This is a genomic window from Pseudomonas sp. ATCC 43928, from assembly GCF_005938665.2.
Classification (GTDB): Bacteria; Pseudomonadota; Gammaproteobacteria; order Pseudomonadales; family Pseudomonadaceae; genus Aquipseudomonas.
On record NZ_CP041753.1, the window covers coordinates 2,106,574 to 2,119,699 of the forward strand.

Annotated in this window: 16 protein-coding genes; 6 read left to right on the forward strand and 10 right to left on the reverse strand. The window is 57.9% G+C overall.

The features are described from left to right. Nucleotides 1-3: 3 nt before the first annotated feature. The 7 genes from FFH90_RS09565 to FFH90_RS09595 form a co-directional block, all read right to left on the reverse strand. The gene (locus FFH90_RS09565; protein ID WP_007940027.1) at nt 4-630 is read right to left on the reverse strand and encodes a response regulator transcription factor; all 627 of its coding nucleotides are present in this window, start codon (nt 628-630) and stop codon (nt 4-6) included. A 255-nt stretch (nt 631-885) separates the two neighbouring features. Further along, complete coding sequence (locus FFH90_RS09570) at nt 886-1,290, reverse strand: response regulator (RefSeq protein WP_111455016.1); 405 nt, start codon at nt 1,288-1,290, stop codon at nt 886-888. Between the two features lie 171 nt (nt 1,291-1,461). Then, complete coding sequence (locus tag FFH90_RS09575; protein ID WP_007940029.1) at nt 1,462-2,793, reverse strand: deoxyguanosinetriphosphate triphosphohydrolase; 1,332 nt, start codon at nt 2,791-2,793, stop codon at nt 1,462-1,464. 67 nt (nt 2,794-2,860) lie between these two features. Next, a complete protein-coding gene (locus tag FFH90_RS09580) occupies nt 2,861-4,024 on the reverse strand; it encodes an EAL domain-containing protein (RefSeq protein WP_138867047.1) in 1,164 nt (387 codons plus the stop codon). 124 nt (nt 4,025-4,148) lie between these two features. Then, nucleotides 4,149-4,490 (reverse strand): hypothetical protein, encoded by a 342-nt coding sequence (locus FFH90_RS09585; RefSeq protein ID WP_019020946.1) that lies wholly within the window; start codon nt 4,488-4,490, stop codon nt 4,149-4,151. Next, a complete protein-coding gene (locus FFH90_RS09590; protein ID WP_018930007.1) occupies nt 4,487-4,876 on the reverse strand; it encodes a phage holin family protein in 390 nt (129 codons plus the stop codon). The genes FFH90_RS09585 and FFH90_RS09590 overlap by 4 nt, the downstream gene beginning before the upstream one ends. 1 nt (nt 4,877) lies before the next feature. Further along, nucleotides 4,878-5,192, reverse strand: coding sequence for a YqjD family protein (locus tag FFH90_RS09595; protein ID WP_018930006.1), 315 nt, complete (start codon nt 5,190-5,192; stop codon nt 4,878-4,880). A gap of 305 nt (nt 5,193-5,497) precedes the next feature. On the opposite strand from FFH90_RS09595, the gene FFH90_RS09600 reads away from it, so the two are divergent. Beyond that, nucleotides 5,498-6,706, forward strand: coding sequence for an ammonium transporter (locus FFH90_RS09600; RefSeq protein WP_138867048.1), 1,209 nt, complete (start codon nt 5,498-5,500; stop codon nt 6,704-6,706). 1 nt (nt 6,707) lies between these two features. On the opposite strand, the gene FFH90_RS09605 is transcribed toward FFH90_RS09600, so the two are convergent. Continuing rightward, on the reverse strand, nt 6,708-8,420 hold the full coding sequence (locus FFH90_RS09605; protein WP_111455013.1) for a monovalent cation:proton antiporter-2 (CPA2) family protein: 1,713 nt from the start codon (nt 8,418-8,420) through the stop codon (nt 6,708-6,710). Nucleotides 8,421-8,619: 199 nt separating this feature from the next. Here FFH90_RS09605 and FFH90_RS09610 point away from each other — a divergent pair, with 199 nt between their 5' ends. The 3 genes from FFH90_RS09610 (at nt 8,620) to FFH90_RS09620 (ending at nt 10,306) form a co-directional block, all read left to right on the forward strand. Further along, nucleotides 8,620-8,862 carry a glutaredoxin family protein gene (locus FFH90_RS09610; protein WP_019582515.1) on the forward strand — a complete coding sequence of 81 codons (243 nt, stop codon included), beginning with the start codon at nt 8,620-8,622 and terminating at the stop codon, nt 8,860-8,862. Nucleotides 8,863-9,022: 160 nt separating this feature from the next. Next, entirely contained in the window at nt 9,023-9,343 is a 321-nt protein-coding gene (locus tag FFH90_RS09615) for a hypothetical protein (protein WP_007895054.1), read from the forward strand. Nucleotides 9,344-9,415: 72 nt separating this feature from the next. Then, complete coding sequence (locus tag FFH90_RS09620; protein WP_111455011.1) at nt 9,416-10,306, forward strand: pseudouridine synthase; 891 nt, start codon at nt 9,416-9,418, stop codon at nt 10,304-10,306. An 84-nt stretch (nt 10,307-10,390) separates the two neighbouring features. On the opposite strand, the gene FFH90_RS09625 is transcribed toward FFH90_RS09620, so the two are convergent. Continuing rightward, entirely contained in the window at nt 10,391-10,612 is a 222-nt protein-coding gene (locus tag FFH90_RS09625) for a YgdI/YgdR family lipoprotein (RefSeq protein WP_064616755.1), read from the reverse strand. 76 nt (nt 10,613-10,688) lie between these two features. Further along, nucleotides 10,689-11,291, reverse strand: coding sequence for a molybdenum cofactor guanylyltransferase MobA (mobA, locus tag FFH90_RS09630; protein ID WP_111455009.1), 603 nt, complete (start codon nt 11,289-11,291; stop codon nt 10,689-10,691). An 81-nt stretch (nt 11,292-11,372) separates the two neighbouring features. On the opposite strand from mobA, the gene moaB reads away from it, so the two are divergent. Both moaB and glp read left to right on the forward strand, forming a co-directional pair. Further along, nucleotides 11,373-11,912, forward strand: a complete 540-nt coding sequence (gene moaB / locus FFH90_RS09635) for a molybdenum cofactor biosynthesis protein B (RefSeq protein ID WP_007940044.1) — start codon at nt 11,373-11,375, stop codon at nt 11,910-11,912. Next, nucleotides 11,896-13,122 carry a gephyrin-like molybdotransferase Glp gene (gene glp / locus FFH90_RS09640; protein ID WP_138867049.1) on the forward strand — a complete coding sequence of 409 codons (1,227 nt, stop codon included), beginning with the start codon at nt 11,896-11,898 and terminating at the stop codon, nt 13,120-13,122. Before moaB ends, glp begins: the two co-directional genes overlap by 17 nt. The last annotated feature ends 4 nt before the right edge of the window (nt 13,123-13,126 follow it).

Genomic DNA, 13,126 nt, shown 5'->3' on the forward strand with positions numbered 1-13,126 from the left:
TCCTCACACTAGCGCGTTACGTTTTGCCATATCGATGAGTTCAACCAGAGATTTGGCTTTGAGTTTCTGCATAAGTCGTTTTTTATAGGTGCTGACAGTCTTGTTGCTGAGGAACATGCCCTTGGCAATTTCCTTGTTGGTGCGACCTTGGGCAAAAAGTTGTAATACCATCAACTCTCGATCATTTACGGATTTGAACAAGTCCAGGTCTGCCCACTGTGCGTCGTCACAACGAACTGGGTTCAAGGCCTCGCTGGGGAAGTAGTTGTAACCTGATAATACTGCTTTGATCGCGCTTACCAGTTCACTGAGCTCTTCCTGTTTGCATACATACCCTGATGCACCTGACTGCATGCAGCGAATACCAAAAAGTTTTGGGCATTGTGCAGTCAACACCAGTGTTTTTAATGGCGTGCTCATTGCGTTGAAACGTGAGAGCACTTCCAGCCCATCCAGTTTGGGAATGCTGATGTCGAGGATGATCAGGTCGGGCATGCATTCGCGAACCATTTGCATGGCATCGACGCCATTGTCAGTTTCACCGACGACTTTGTAACCTTCATGTTCCAGCAGCATTCGAACGGCAAGGCGGATGACAGGGTGATCGTCGACAATAAAAACGGAGTTCATAATCAAATCCCATACGTGCACAAATAAAGCGCGCACCTTAGCTCAGTAGTTGAGGGGGCGCATGAACTGACAAGCCGATAGCAGCAATATAGGAAAAGTCCTACAACTGAAAAAGAAATGGACTACGTGTCAACTAGGTTTTGAATGAGGAAGGGTTAAAAATTTGATGGTTTAGTCAAGAGGCTAAAAGGCGTTTGGCTATAAGTATTAATCTGTGTTTTGGATGTGGTTCTAGTGTGTGAGAGTTGGTGTTTTTTATTGTGAGGCCAAGGTCAACAAGTTTCTAAGATCTGATTGTTTCAATGGCTTGATCAAGTAACCCAGCAAGGGAAGTCCGTGTTCGTAGGCTACTGTTTTAAGTTTTTCCAGTTCGGCGGATGTCAGGCTGCTCAGCAGTATTGCCTGTCTGATCATTCCCCGGTGACTGGCGAACTCGATCAAATCAAGACCGGGAAGGTCGGGCAGGCATTGGTCGCACAGAAGAATATCGAACGGTTGCGCAGCTTTGAGCATTTGTTGCAAGGCGCCTTCGGCACTGTCAGTGGTGGTCAGTTGGGTGAAGCCGTAACTCTCGAGCAGGTATTGAGTCGCTCTCAGCTGAAACGGATGATCTTCCACCAGCAATATGTGCCAATCGTGTTTGAACGTAGGAGTTTTCATGCGTCATCTGTCGAGCAGTGGGTGTGCAATTGTTTCGCGAGATGGTCGAACAATCGATCAGTCAGCTCTGCACAAGGTGTAGGGCGATTCTGTCGATGTTGAAATACAGATGAATGTCGAGACATTCGATCAGCCGTTCAGACGTCGCTGACGCGGCTGATCGATGCGCTGTTATCCGTGGCTTGAACGACCGGTCATTTCCAGCGCCATTTCACCGGCATAGCTGTCGGTCATGCCAGCGATGAAATCAATCATGCGCAAGAAAGAGGTGTGCAACGGGCCATGCGGGTCGGGTGCATTGTTGCCCAACAGGTCGAGTATGCGCCGGTTCTTGAAGGAGGGCGTACGACCGTTGTGCTGCTCCAGTGCTGCGCCGCAAAAAGCATTGAGCAGGATTTCCAGGGTGGTGTAGGCACCGATTTCGTGGAGCGTCTTGCGCTTGTCCTGGAAGATTTTTTTGCGTGCCATGTCCTTGGCATTCAAGACACAGCGTTTGGCCGGGCCATGCATGTGTTCGACAAGGTCCCCCGGTAGCGTGCCGGACAGCAACGCGTCCTGTTGCTCGACAAAGGCTCGGGCTGCTGCGTTGGTCAGGTGTTCGATGGCTTTGCCCCGCAGAATCGCCAGTTTGCGCCGCCGCGAATCCTGTGGACCGAGCTGACGATAGGTTTCCGGGAGATCGTCGCCCACCAGGTCCAGCAGCAGGGACTCGACTTCGGCGTACTCCAGCAGCTCCATTTCCAGGCCATCTTCCAGATCGATCAGCGCGTAGCAGATGTCGTCGGCGGCCTCCATCAGATACACCAGCGGATGGCGCGCCCAGCGCTGTTCTTCCAGTTGGGGCAGGCCGAGTTTATGAGCGATCTGTTCCAGCAGCGGCAGTTCACTCTGGTAGCAGCCGAACTTGTGCTTCTTGTAGCCCAGTGAGTCGGCGTGCCGGGCCGTCCACGGGTATTTCAGGTAGGTGCCCAGGGTGGCATAGGTCAGCCGGGTGCCTCCTTCGAACTGATGGTATTCAAGCTGGGTGAGCACCCGGAAACCTTGGGCATTGCCTTCGAAGTTGAGGAAGTCGTTGCGTTCGGCTTCGCTCATGGCATCCAGCCAGCCACGGCCGGCGGCCTGCTGGAACCAGTGGCGGATCGCGTCTTCGCCGGAGTGGCCGAAGGGTGGGTTGCCGATGTCATGGGCCAGGCAAGCCGATTGCACCACCATCCCCAGGTCGCTCGGTTCACACCAGTCGGGCAGCGCGCTGCGGATGGTTTCACCGACGCGCATCCCCAGCGAACGGCCGACGCAGCTGACTTCCAGCGAGTGAGTCAGGCGCGTATGAATGTGATCGTTGCTGGAGACCGGATGGACCTGGGTCTTGCGCCCGAGACGGCGAAACGCGCCTGAGAAAATGATCCGGTCGTGGTCTTTATGGAAAGGACTGCGGCCGAGTTCTTCCGGGCTGTGCACAGGTTTTCCGAGGCGTTCGCGGGTAAGCAGGGTGTGCCAATCCAAGGCTGGTTTCTCCGTCAGGTGACTGAACCCCTAGCTTCCCGTTTCGCGCCGGTACCTGCAAGGAGAACTACAACCCCGCAGCGTCGATATCGATGAGCAGTAGCCGTTCGCCGTTATCGAAAAACTGCCCCGCAGTGAGGCAGTACTGATTGCTGGTGGCGTCGCGGTAAGTGTTGGAAAGCGTCAGACGGCGCTCATCCCAACCCTCGGCCAGCAAGTGATAGAAATAGGGGCGCCATGACCAGTTATGGCCCAGGTAGCGGCTATCGGCTTCCCAGCCGTTGTTGCGCCATTCCAGGTTGGGGGTCAGTTGCGTGCCGTGGCGGTCGCACTGATAAAAACGCAACAGCCAGGGAAACGCTTCCAGCTGCGGCAAGGCGCTGAGGGGCGCGCTGGCTTGAGCCCAGGCTTGCAGGATGGTCATCAGTTCGCTGAGTTGCTGGCGCATGATCATCAGGCGAGCGCGTTCAGTCAGCTTTTGCTGAACGTAACGCTGGCGCAGTTGCGCGAAGCGCTCGACAAAGGCGTCGGTGGCGAAGAAATCCGCTTGCGCTCGGGCGAACAGAAAGCCCTGTACGTAGCGTGAGCCGCACTCCAGGGCAAAATTCAGTTGAGCTTCGGTTTCCACGCCTTCGGCGATGATCCAGCAACCGGTTTTTTCCGCCATTTGCGCCAGTGCCTTGACCACATCGCTGCTGGGACCGCCCAGCGCGGCGGCCTGGAACAACCGCATGTCGAGCTTGAGAATGTCCGGTTGCAGGGCCAGCACGCGATCGAGTTGAGAGTAACCGGCACCGAAATCATCGATGGCGATCCGCGCCCCGGCTTGCCGGTAGCGGGCCACGACTTCAGCCAGACGCTGGCTGTCGCCGCCCAATTCGGTGATCTCGAAGACGATTCGCTGTGCGTCGACACCATGCCTGCTCAGTTGCTTGAGGCTCGGCAGTGCCTGGTCCCGGCGCAAGCGGCTAATCCAGCGGGGTGAGATGTTCAGGCTGAGAAACCAGTCCGTGGGCGCTTCATGCAGACGGCTCAGGGCGTTGTCGCGAATCTGGCGATCGAGACGTCGCAGGGCGATAGCCGGGGTTCGCGGATCGGCGAACAGCGCACCTACCGAGGCCAGTTGACCATCGGCCTGGCGCAGTCGGCCCAGCGCTTCGACACCCGCGATACGGCCTGTGGCGGTATCGATGAATGGCTGAAAACAGGCGAGCGGTTGCCCGTCGATCACGAGGCCTCCTTATTAAGGTGTTGTTCTGGATAAATACCTGGTCCCAGGTAGGCACGCAGGATCAACCTCTCGATAAAGAGGTTGATCCTGGTGGTATTGCAAGAATGCAGCCAGACAAGACTGATTAGTGTTTGCGCGAAGCGCTCTGCATGACCAGCTTGATCAGCGGCCCTAGTGCGGCGCCCAGGCTAACCAGCTTGGTCAGGCTGCCGATACCGCCGCCCTTGGCACCCTTGCCGGTCAGAAAACCCAACCCGATCACGGCGGCGATGCCCCAGAGCGGGGCGTGTTTGATGCCGAAGCCGTCTTGCAGGCTTTGTGTCATGCCGCGCACCCGTTGCAGGGGCTGCAGCAGTTGTTGGGACTCGTGGCGAATTTCCTGGCGATGCATTTCCATGCGCAGACGGATCAGTGCCTTGCGCATTTCCGTTCGCGAACTATTGCGGGGAAGTTCAGGCATGCTCATGGCAACAGACGCTCCCGATCATTGGCCAGCTCCTCGAGGGTGCCATGGAAGGGTGAGGATTCATCGAAAATCGCCGCCCTCAAGCGCATCGCGCAGAACAACGTAGCGAGGGTGTAGAACACACAGAGCCCGATGATCGCCGCCAGGCGATAGGTGTCCCAGAACAGGATCAACACCAGCGTCGACAACCCCACCAGCAACAACAAGGCAAAGACCAGCGTCAGGCCTGCAAACAGCAACAGGCTTACGGTACGTGCTTTTTGCTCCTGCAGTTCGATGCCGAACAGTTCGACATGGCTATGCAGCAATCCAAGAAACGCGGCACCCAGGCGCCGCGATGAAGAGCGGGTGCCCGTCGCGGATGAGCCGGATTCATCGATTGCCATATCAGCGCCGAGTAGCCAGCAGACCAATCAGGAAACCCACGCCGGCTGCAATCCCGACCGATTGCCATGGGTTGGCCTGGACGTAATCTTCCGTGGCGGCGACAGCCGCTTTGCCGCGCTCTTGCAGGGCGTCTTCGGTCAGCCTCAGGGTTTCCCGGGCACGCAGCAGGCTGTCGCGGATCTGTTCGCGCAGCTCATCGGCCTGATCACCGGCCAGGGAGGCGGTGTGTTCCAGCAACCGTTCGGTATCGCTGACCAGTGTCTGAAAATCTTCCATCAGAATTTCTTGAGCAGTCTTTGCCTTGATGCGTGCCATTGGTGATCTCCGTAAGTGGCTTCTGAAGCGTTCGAGTATGAGCCTTGCGCGAAGGTTCAGTACAAATGACTGGTACATCTTTTGCTACGTCGTGGTGCGTCAGCCGGCGCTATTGCGCTGTTGCCGGGCATGATTTCAGGAAAACCCTAACTCAAACAATCAAAACTCGCGCAGAGGCGGCGGTCTTGTGCGCCAAAGCGGTTCATCCGGATCAGCGTTGCGGTCTGGATTGGCTGCAACTTGGTGCGTCGACCATCTGCGCGAACTGCTTTGGTGCTTTTTTCAGCCTTCAGGTCTGCCAATCCATGGAAAATCTGCAAAGTGCTGTGGACAGTCTGGTCCATAGCTCCAACACATTGTTCATCCTTATCGGTGCGGTCATGGTTCTGGCCATGCACGCCGGTTTCGCCTTTCTTGAGGTCGGCACGGTTCGCCAAAAGAATCAGGTCAACGCCTTGTCGAAGATCCTCAGTGACTTCGCCATTTCGACCCTGGCCTACTTCTTTATAGGCTATTGGATTTCCTATGGGGTCAGTTTTATGCAACCGGCGGCGGTGATCACCGCCGACCATGGCTATGGGTTGGTGAAGTTTTTCTTTCTGCTGACCTTTGCCGCGGCGATACCGGCGATCATTTCCGGAGGCATCGCCGAGCGCGCCCGGTTCGTCCCGCAGTTGTGCGCGACGGCGCTGATCGTGGCGTTTATCTACCCCTTCTTCGAGGGCGTGGTCTGGAACGGCAACTTCGGCCTGCAAGCCTGGTTGCTGGCACGTTTCGGCGCCAGTTTCCATGACTTCGCCGGCTCCGTGGTGGTTCACGCCATGGGCGGCTGGCTGGCACTCGCGGCGGTGTTGCTGCTGGGGCCGAGGCAAGGTCGTTATCGCGACGGGCGACTGGTGGCATTCGCGCCGTCGAGCATTCCCTTCCTGGCGTTGGGGTCGTGGATCCTGATCGTCGGCTGGTTCGGTTTCAACGTGATGAGCGCCCAGACTCTGCAAGGGGTCAGCGGGCTGGTGGCAGTGAATTCGTTGATGGCCATGGTCGGCGGCACGGTGGCGGCGTTGATCGTCGGGCGCAATGACCCGGGCTTCCTGCATAACGGCCCGTTGGCCGGATTGGTGGCGATCTGCGCCGGTTCGGATCTGATGCACCCGGTGGGCGCATTGGTGACCGGCGCCATCGCCGGAGCACTGTTTGTCTGGTGCTTTACCGCGGCTCAAGGCAAATGGCGTATCGACGATGTGCTGGGTGTCTGGCCTTTGCATGGGCTGTGTGGTGTCTGGGGCGGGATCGCTTGCGGCGTTTTCGGGCAAACCGCTTTGGGTGGATTGGGGGGCGTGAGCCTGATCAGCCAGTTGATCGGCACCTCTTTGGGGGTAGTCGTGGCGCTGGCCGGTGGTTTTGCCGTGTATGGCGCGATCAAGGCGGTCCATGGCTTGCGCCTGAGCCAGGAAGAAGAGTATTACGGCGCGGATTTGTCGGTGCACAAGATCGGCGCCGTGAGCCAGGATTGAATCAGCGTTCTTCATCGTTGGCGCCGGGATAAAAATCGTGCAGCAGGCGATAGCGGTCATGCCGTACCTGGTCGACCCGGTCCTGCACCTGCTGGCCGGGTATGCCCAGCATGATCAGCGCGTGGGAGGCGAGCATCAGGCTGGACTCCAGCAACTCGGGTACGACTTCGCTGGCTCCAGCCGCCTTCAACTCGGCCAACTGACTGTCATCCCGGGTGCGCACCAGGATCGGCACGGTCGGGTTGAACCGCCGTGCTTCCTTGAGAATCAGCAGGGCGATGTCCGTCTTGTCCACGGCAACCACCAACAGTCTTGCGCGCTCCAGCCCTATCGCGATCAGCAGCTCGCCGCGACGTGAGTCGCCATAGTGCACACTGCTTTCATTGACCACAGCTTCCTGGACCCGCACCGGATCGGTGTCCAACGCGATGTACGGTTGCTGAACATGACGCAGGAAACGCCCGATGGATTGACCGACGCGGCCATAGCCACAGATCACCACGTGATTGTGCAGGCCGGCATTGAGCGCGCTGATTTCTTCGAGTTCGGCTGCTTTGTTGGGTTTGCGGTGCAGACGCATGGCGATGCGGGGAGCGGCGCGCAGAAGTAAAGGCGTTACCAGCATCGAGCAGAACGTGGCCGCCAGCAGCAGGCCGCCGAGGTCGGCGGGCATCAGTTTGTTCTGTTGCATCTGCGCCATCAGGGCAAAACAGAACTCACCCCCCTGGGCCAATGCCAGGCCGCTGCGCCATGCAGTTTCGCCATCGCTGCCGCGCCATTTGACCAGCAGTGCGACCAGGGTGCCCTTGATCAGCAGCAACCCCAACGTCAGACCGAGAATCAGCAGGCCGTGGCTGGCAAACAGGCGCAAGTCGATCAGCATGCCGATACTGACGAAGAATACTCCGAGCAGAATATCGCGGAACGGACGGATATCGGCCTCGATCTGATGTCGGTAATGGCTTTCCCCCAGCAGCATGCCGGCGAGAAAGGCGCCCAGGGCAGGAGAGAGGCCGAGCAGGTGAGTCAGCCAGGCCGTCAGCAGAACAATCACCAGTGCCAACAGCACGAACAGCTCCGCGGACCGGGCCGCGGCGACTTCATGGAACAGCCGTGGCAGAAACCAGCGACTGACCAGCAGCAAACCGACGAACAGCACCAGGGTCTTGGCCAGCGTCAGCGGCAGCGCCCAATACCAGGCGTGGTCACTGCTGCCGGCGAACACCGGCACAAGCGTCAGCAGCAACACCGCAACCACGTCCTGGAACAACAGCACGGCGATGGCATTCTGGCCGTGACGGCTGAATATTTCGCCGAGGCTGCTCAACTCCTTGCTGACAATGGCGGTAGACGACAGCGCCAGACCGGCGCCGAGTAACAGGGCTGGTGTGATCGGCATGCCGAACAGCATCAGCAAAGCTCCCAGCAAGATCCCGGACCCCAGCACTTGCAGGCTGCCCAGGCCAAACACCACCTGGCGCAGTGCGAGCATCTTCGACAGGGAAAACTCAAGCCCCAGGGAGAACAGCAGGAACACCACGCCCAATTCGGCCAGATCGGGCAAATCTTCGTTTTCATTCACCCAGTTGAACGCTGTCGGCCCGATCATCAGCCCTACGCACAAGTAGCCCAGCACCGGTGGCAAACGCAGGCGCTGGAACAGTGCAATCACCACCAGGGAGGAGGCGAGGATGATCAACAAGTTGGCAAACACAAAAAACTCCGGTGAGGGTTCTGGCTACTCAAGCGTAGAGGCAAAAAAGACGCGAGCATTGCGCAAATGACCGGCGACGCAAATGATTTGCGTCAGAGTTTTGCTGAAATCTCTTGAAGTCACCGTTGCTCGGACGTCGGCTCGACTGCGTTTGATGGCGGGCCTAGAATGAGCGCTTACTTCGTTTGGTCTTGTCGTCATGCCTCCTGAATGTCAGCTGTTCGGCACCGTTGGTTGCCATCTTTGTGAAGTCGCCGAAGCCATGCTGATGGAGTTTGTCGAGCGTGGTCTGTTGGTGGAGCTGGTGGATATCGCTGATGATGAAACCTGGTTCGAAGCCTACAGCCTGCGTATTCCGGTGTTGCGTCGGGTCGATACCGGCGCTGAACTGGGCTGGCCGTTTAGTGCCGAGCAGGTGGTGGCGTTCCTGCGCGAGTCCTGACACTGCTGGCGATGCCCCACCTGTCGCGATCCTCGTTTCATTCGTTGGCGAAAGGTTGGTTATTCGGTTACTGTATGTCTATACAGTTATTCGGATTGCCTGCCATGCTTCTCCCTGTTCGGGTTTGGGCAGATGATCCCGGACGTCAGAGGGATGAAATGTGGTCAATGTCGAACAATTGAAGAACAGCGTGAACCGGATGTCGGCGGACGTGGTGCGCGAGGCGGTTCTCGAGTTGCGTCTGGATGGTCTGGTCACGGAAGGAAAAACGCCTTTCAACAAACTGCATTTCAATACCTGTTTCGCCGAAATCGAAGCCTTGTTCCAGCGTGCGGGTTATCACCGGCAGCTCGATGTCGTGGGCTATCAGGGGTTGTTGTATGCGCTCTATGATCCGGGTCGCTGGGAAGCGGTCGATGTGCTGCGCTGGCTCAAGGAGTTCACCGAAGCGGCCGCTCGAACGCAGTCAATACCGGCCTGAGGATTCTCTTCTAGGTTCGTTCCGGCCACTGTTGGATAATGCTGCCCTGCATTGAGGGTTAGAGTTTTTCGTATGTCCACTTCATCGTTTTCTGCTGCGCACAACCAGGCCAGCACGCTCTATCTGCCGCCTGGTCCGTGGCAGACCGTATTCGATTGCCTGTGCGAACACTTCAGCGCCATCGGTCGTGAGCAATGGCTGGACAGAATTGCTCGCGGTCGTGTCCTCGATGGACAAGGCATGCCGATCGCCCTGGATCTGCCTTACAAGGAAGGTCTGCGGATTCATTATTTTCGTGAAGTACCGGACGAAAAACCGATCCCGGTGGTGGAGTCGATCCTCTATGCCGACGAGCATCTGGTGGTGGCGGACAAACCGCACTTCCTGCCGGTGACGCCGGCTGGGGAGTATGTGGAGCAGACATTGCTGCGACGACTGATCCGGCGACTGGATAACCCGCATCTGGTGCCTTTGCATCGTATTGACCGGCATACGGCAGGGCTGGTGCTGTTCTCAGCCAATCCTCAGAGTCGGTCGGCGTATCAGTCATTGTTTCCTACACGCCAGATCGAAAAACGCTACGAAGCAATCGCCCGGGCATTGCCTGAACTGACCTTCCCGATGGTTCATAAAAGTCGACTCATCGATGGCGAACCGTTCTTTCGCATGCAGGAAGGTCCGGGCGTCAGCAATACCGAGACGGCTGTCGAGGTCCGGGAAAAAAACGGTGAGTTCTGGCGCTATGCGCTTTACCCGGTAACAGGCAAGAAACATCAGTTGCGAGTGCACATGGCGGCCCTGGGGGCTGGTATCTGCAATGACCCGTTCTATCCGCAGGTGCTCAAGGATGTTGAAGACGACTATGCCAATCCCTTGAAGCTGCTGGCCCAGGGGTTGCGATTTGTCGATCCGGTTACGGGGCAGGAAAGAGAGTTCGAAAGCACAATCACTCTGGAGTGGTGATCATAGGCGATCCTGTTTTTCTTCTGTCACGAAAAAGCCCGCTTTAAAAGCGGGCTTTTCTGTATCCGATGGTCGCCGCAAAGATTACAACTCTTTAACGGTACGAATCTGATCCTTGTTGATGCGGGTGTGCTTGCCATCCAGCTGTTCGAACTCGTAAAAGCCCGATTCTTTATCGTACTTAGGCGCGTCGACGGCCTGGATTTCTCGACCGTCATTCAAGGTGATCACTGAAGGCGATGCACAACCGGCGAGGGTCGCAAGGCCCAGGGCGAGCATGAAAGTGGCGAGGGTCCGTTGGGTCATGGGTGTGTCTCCGAATGGAAAATCTTTTGATTGCTGAGCTTGAGACGTATGCAACACGCGCAAGTTCCTTCAATTATCAGTCTGACACAGTGTGATGCGTGCTTAACAGTTCCGGCGTGTTGAGGTTGGCCAGGCGAGAGTCGTTCTCGGGGCACTGCAGGGCCATGGCGCCCAATGTGCGCATCAGTCTGCCCGGGCTGCGCTCGCCTTCGTTCCAGGCCGTCTCGAAAGCCCCTGAAAGAGCGACGGGAATCATGCACAGCAAAGGTTCCCAGTGTTCTCCATGGCGTAGCATCAGCGGTTTGTCCGGATGCTGCGCGGCAGTTTCACGCATGTTCTGGAGCAGCGCCGCATCGATGCATGGCACATCGCAGGGCAATACCAGCAGGTGCGTGTGGCGGGCGGCCTTCAGGCCTGCGCGAATACCCGCCAATGGTCCCGGAAAGTCGCCTTCATCGTCATGGACCAGCTGATCCGCATAAGGCGCATATTTCTCCAGGTTTCTGTTGCAGGAGATGATCAGATCATCACTCAGCAGACGGGTCTTGCGGTGCAGATGCGCGATCAGTGGCTCGCCGTGCCATTCCAGCAAACCCTTGTCCTGACCGCCCATGCGTTGGCCACGCCCACCCGCCAGGAGCAAAATGGAGCACGGCGCCAAAGGTGTATCCGAGGTCATTGCACTTCTCCATGGGGGCGGCGAAAAAATGAGGCGCTGTGATATAACACCGGGCTGTTTCTCCTACAACTGGACGAGCCTATGAAAGCCAAGGCTGATGTACCTTTCGCACCGCTCAACATCGCGGTGCTGACTGTCAGCGATACCCGTACCCTGGAAACCGACACCTCAGGCCAGGTCTTCGTCGACCGCTTGAGCGCTGCCGGTCATAACCTGGCGGCCCGTGTATTGCTCAAAGATGATCTCTACAAAATTCGTGCGCAAGTGGCCAACTGGATTGCCGATGAAGTCGTGCAAGTGGTGCTGATCACTGGCGGTACCGGGTTTACCGGTCGTGACAGCACGCCTGAAGCGGTGAGTTGCCTGCTGGATAAGCAGGTCGATGGTTTTGGTGAACTGTTCCGGCAGATATCGGTGGCGGATATCGGTACTTCCACGGTTCAGTCCCGGGCCTTGGCCGGTCTGGCCAATGGCACGCTGGTTTGCTGCTTGCCGGGTTCGACCAATGCGGTGCGCACCGGTTGGGACGGCATTCTCGCCGAACAACTGGATTCCCGGCACCGTCCGTGCAATTTCGTGACTCATCTGAAACAGGCGGCACCCTGTGAATCCCGCGGGTAAGCCAGGCAAGACTGGCAGCCTGATGGCCGTCGAGGTGGCGCTCGCGCGGTTACTGGAAATGGCCGACGCCTCGAGAATTCATGAGCACCAACGCTTGCCGTTGGCGCAGGTTCTGGGGCGTGTACTGGCTGCTGATCTGGTCTCGACACTTGATCTGCCGCCCTGGCCCAACAGTGCCATGGACGGGTATGCCTTGCGCGTCGCCGACTGGACGGGAGAACCGTTGCCGGTCAGCCAGAAGATTTTTGCAGGTCAGGCTCCGGAGCCCTTGAAGCCGGGGACCTGTGCGCGGATCTTCACCGGCGCGCCTGTGCCCGCGGGTGCTGACTGTGTCGAGATGCAGGAGAACGCCGAGGTTCAGGCGGATGAGCGGGTACGTTTCACCGAGACCATGACGCCGGGGCAGAACATCCGTCCACAAGGCCAGGAAACCACCGCCGGTGAGTTGATCTTGCCCGCCGGTACACGCCTGGGGCCCATCGAACAGGGGCTGGCGGCATCGTTGGGATGCGCTGAATTGGATGTGGTTCGCAAGGTTCGTGTTGCGGTTTTGTCTACCGGGGATGAGCTGATTGAGCCGGGCCAGTCCCTTGGACCGGGACAGATCTACAACAGCAATCGAGTGTTGCTTTGCAGCTGGTTGCAGCGCTTGGGCTGTGAGGTGATCGATGCTGGCATTCTTCCCGATGATTTAGCGACCACTCGTGCCCGTCTCGGCGAGTTGAAGGATGTCGACCTGATTCTCTCCACCGGTGGCGTATCGGTGGGAGAAGCCGACTTTCTGGGCATTGCCTTGCGGGAAGAGGGCGAGTTGACCCTGTGGAAGCTTGCCATCAAGCCAGGCAAGCCGCTGACGTTCGGGCATTTTCGCGGTGTGCCTGTCATTGGTTTGCCCGGCAATCCGGCGTCAACCCTGGTGACTTTTGCTTTGTTGGCGAGGCCCTACCTCTTGCGCCGCCAAGGCGTAAAAGAGATCGAACCCCTGAAGTTTCAGGTACCGGCAGGGTTTGTCTGGCCAAAGGCTGGTAACCGACGTGAGTACTTGCGCGGACGTCTGGAGAATGGCCGGGCAATCATCTACAGGAATCAGAGCTCTGGCGTACTTCGCAGTGCCGCCTGGGCGGACGGTCTGGTTGAAGTGCTGGAGGACCGTACGCTGATCGAGGGTGATAGTGTGAGCTTCATCCCGTTGAGTGAAGTCCTGGGCTGATGCA

Bases quoted from the DNA above. Each gene is read 5' to 3' on its own strand.
- FFH90_RS09565 (WP_007940027.1), bottom strand. From the start codon at position 630: ATGAACTCCGTTTTTATTGTCGACGATCACCCTGTCATCCGCCTTGCC.
- FFH90_RS09625 (WP_064616755.1), bottom strand. From the start codon at position 10,612: ATGACCCAACGGACCCTCGCCACTTTCATGCTCGCCCTGGGCCTTGCG.
- FFH90_RS09600 (WP_138867048.1), top strand. From the start codon at position 5,498: ATGGAAAATCTGCAAAGTGCTGTGGACAGTCTGGTCCATAGCTCCAAC.
- mobA (WP_111455009.1), bottom strand. From the start codon at position 11,291: ATGACCTCGGATACACCTTTGGCGCCGTGCTCCATTTTGCTCCTGGCG.
- FFH90_RS09610 (WP_019582515.1), top strand. From the start codon at position 8,620: ATGCCTCCTGAATGTCAGCTGTTCGGCACCGTTGGTTGCCATCTTTGT.
- FFH90_RS09590 (WP_018930007.1), bottom strand. From the start codon at position 4,876: ATGGCAATCGATGAATCCGGCTCATCCGCGACGGGCACCCGCTCTTCA.
- FFH90_RS09595 (WP_018930006.1), bottom strand. From the start codon at position 5,192: ATGGCACGCATCAAGGCAAAGACTGCTCAAGAAATTCTGATGGAAGAT.
- FFH90_RS09570 (WP_111455016.1), bottom strand. From the start codon at position 1,290: ATGAAAACTCCTACGTTCAAACACGATTGGCACATATTGCTGGTGGAA.
- FFH90_RS09620 (WP_111455011.1), top strand. From the start codon at position 9,416: ATGTCCACTTCATCGTTTTCTGCTGCGCACAACCAGGCCAGCACGCTC.
- moaB (WP_007940044.1), top strand. From the start codon at position 11,373: ATGAAAGCCAAGGCTGATGTACCTTTCGCACCGCTCAACATCGCGGTG.
- FFH90_RS09585 (WP_019020946.1), bottom strand. From the start codon at position 4,490: ATGAGCATGCCTGAACTTCCCCGCAATAGTTCGCGAACGGAAATGCGC.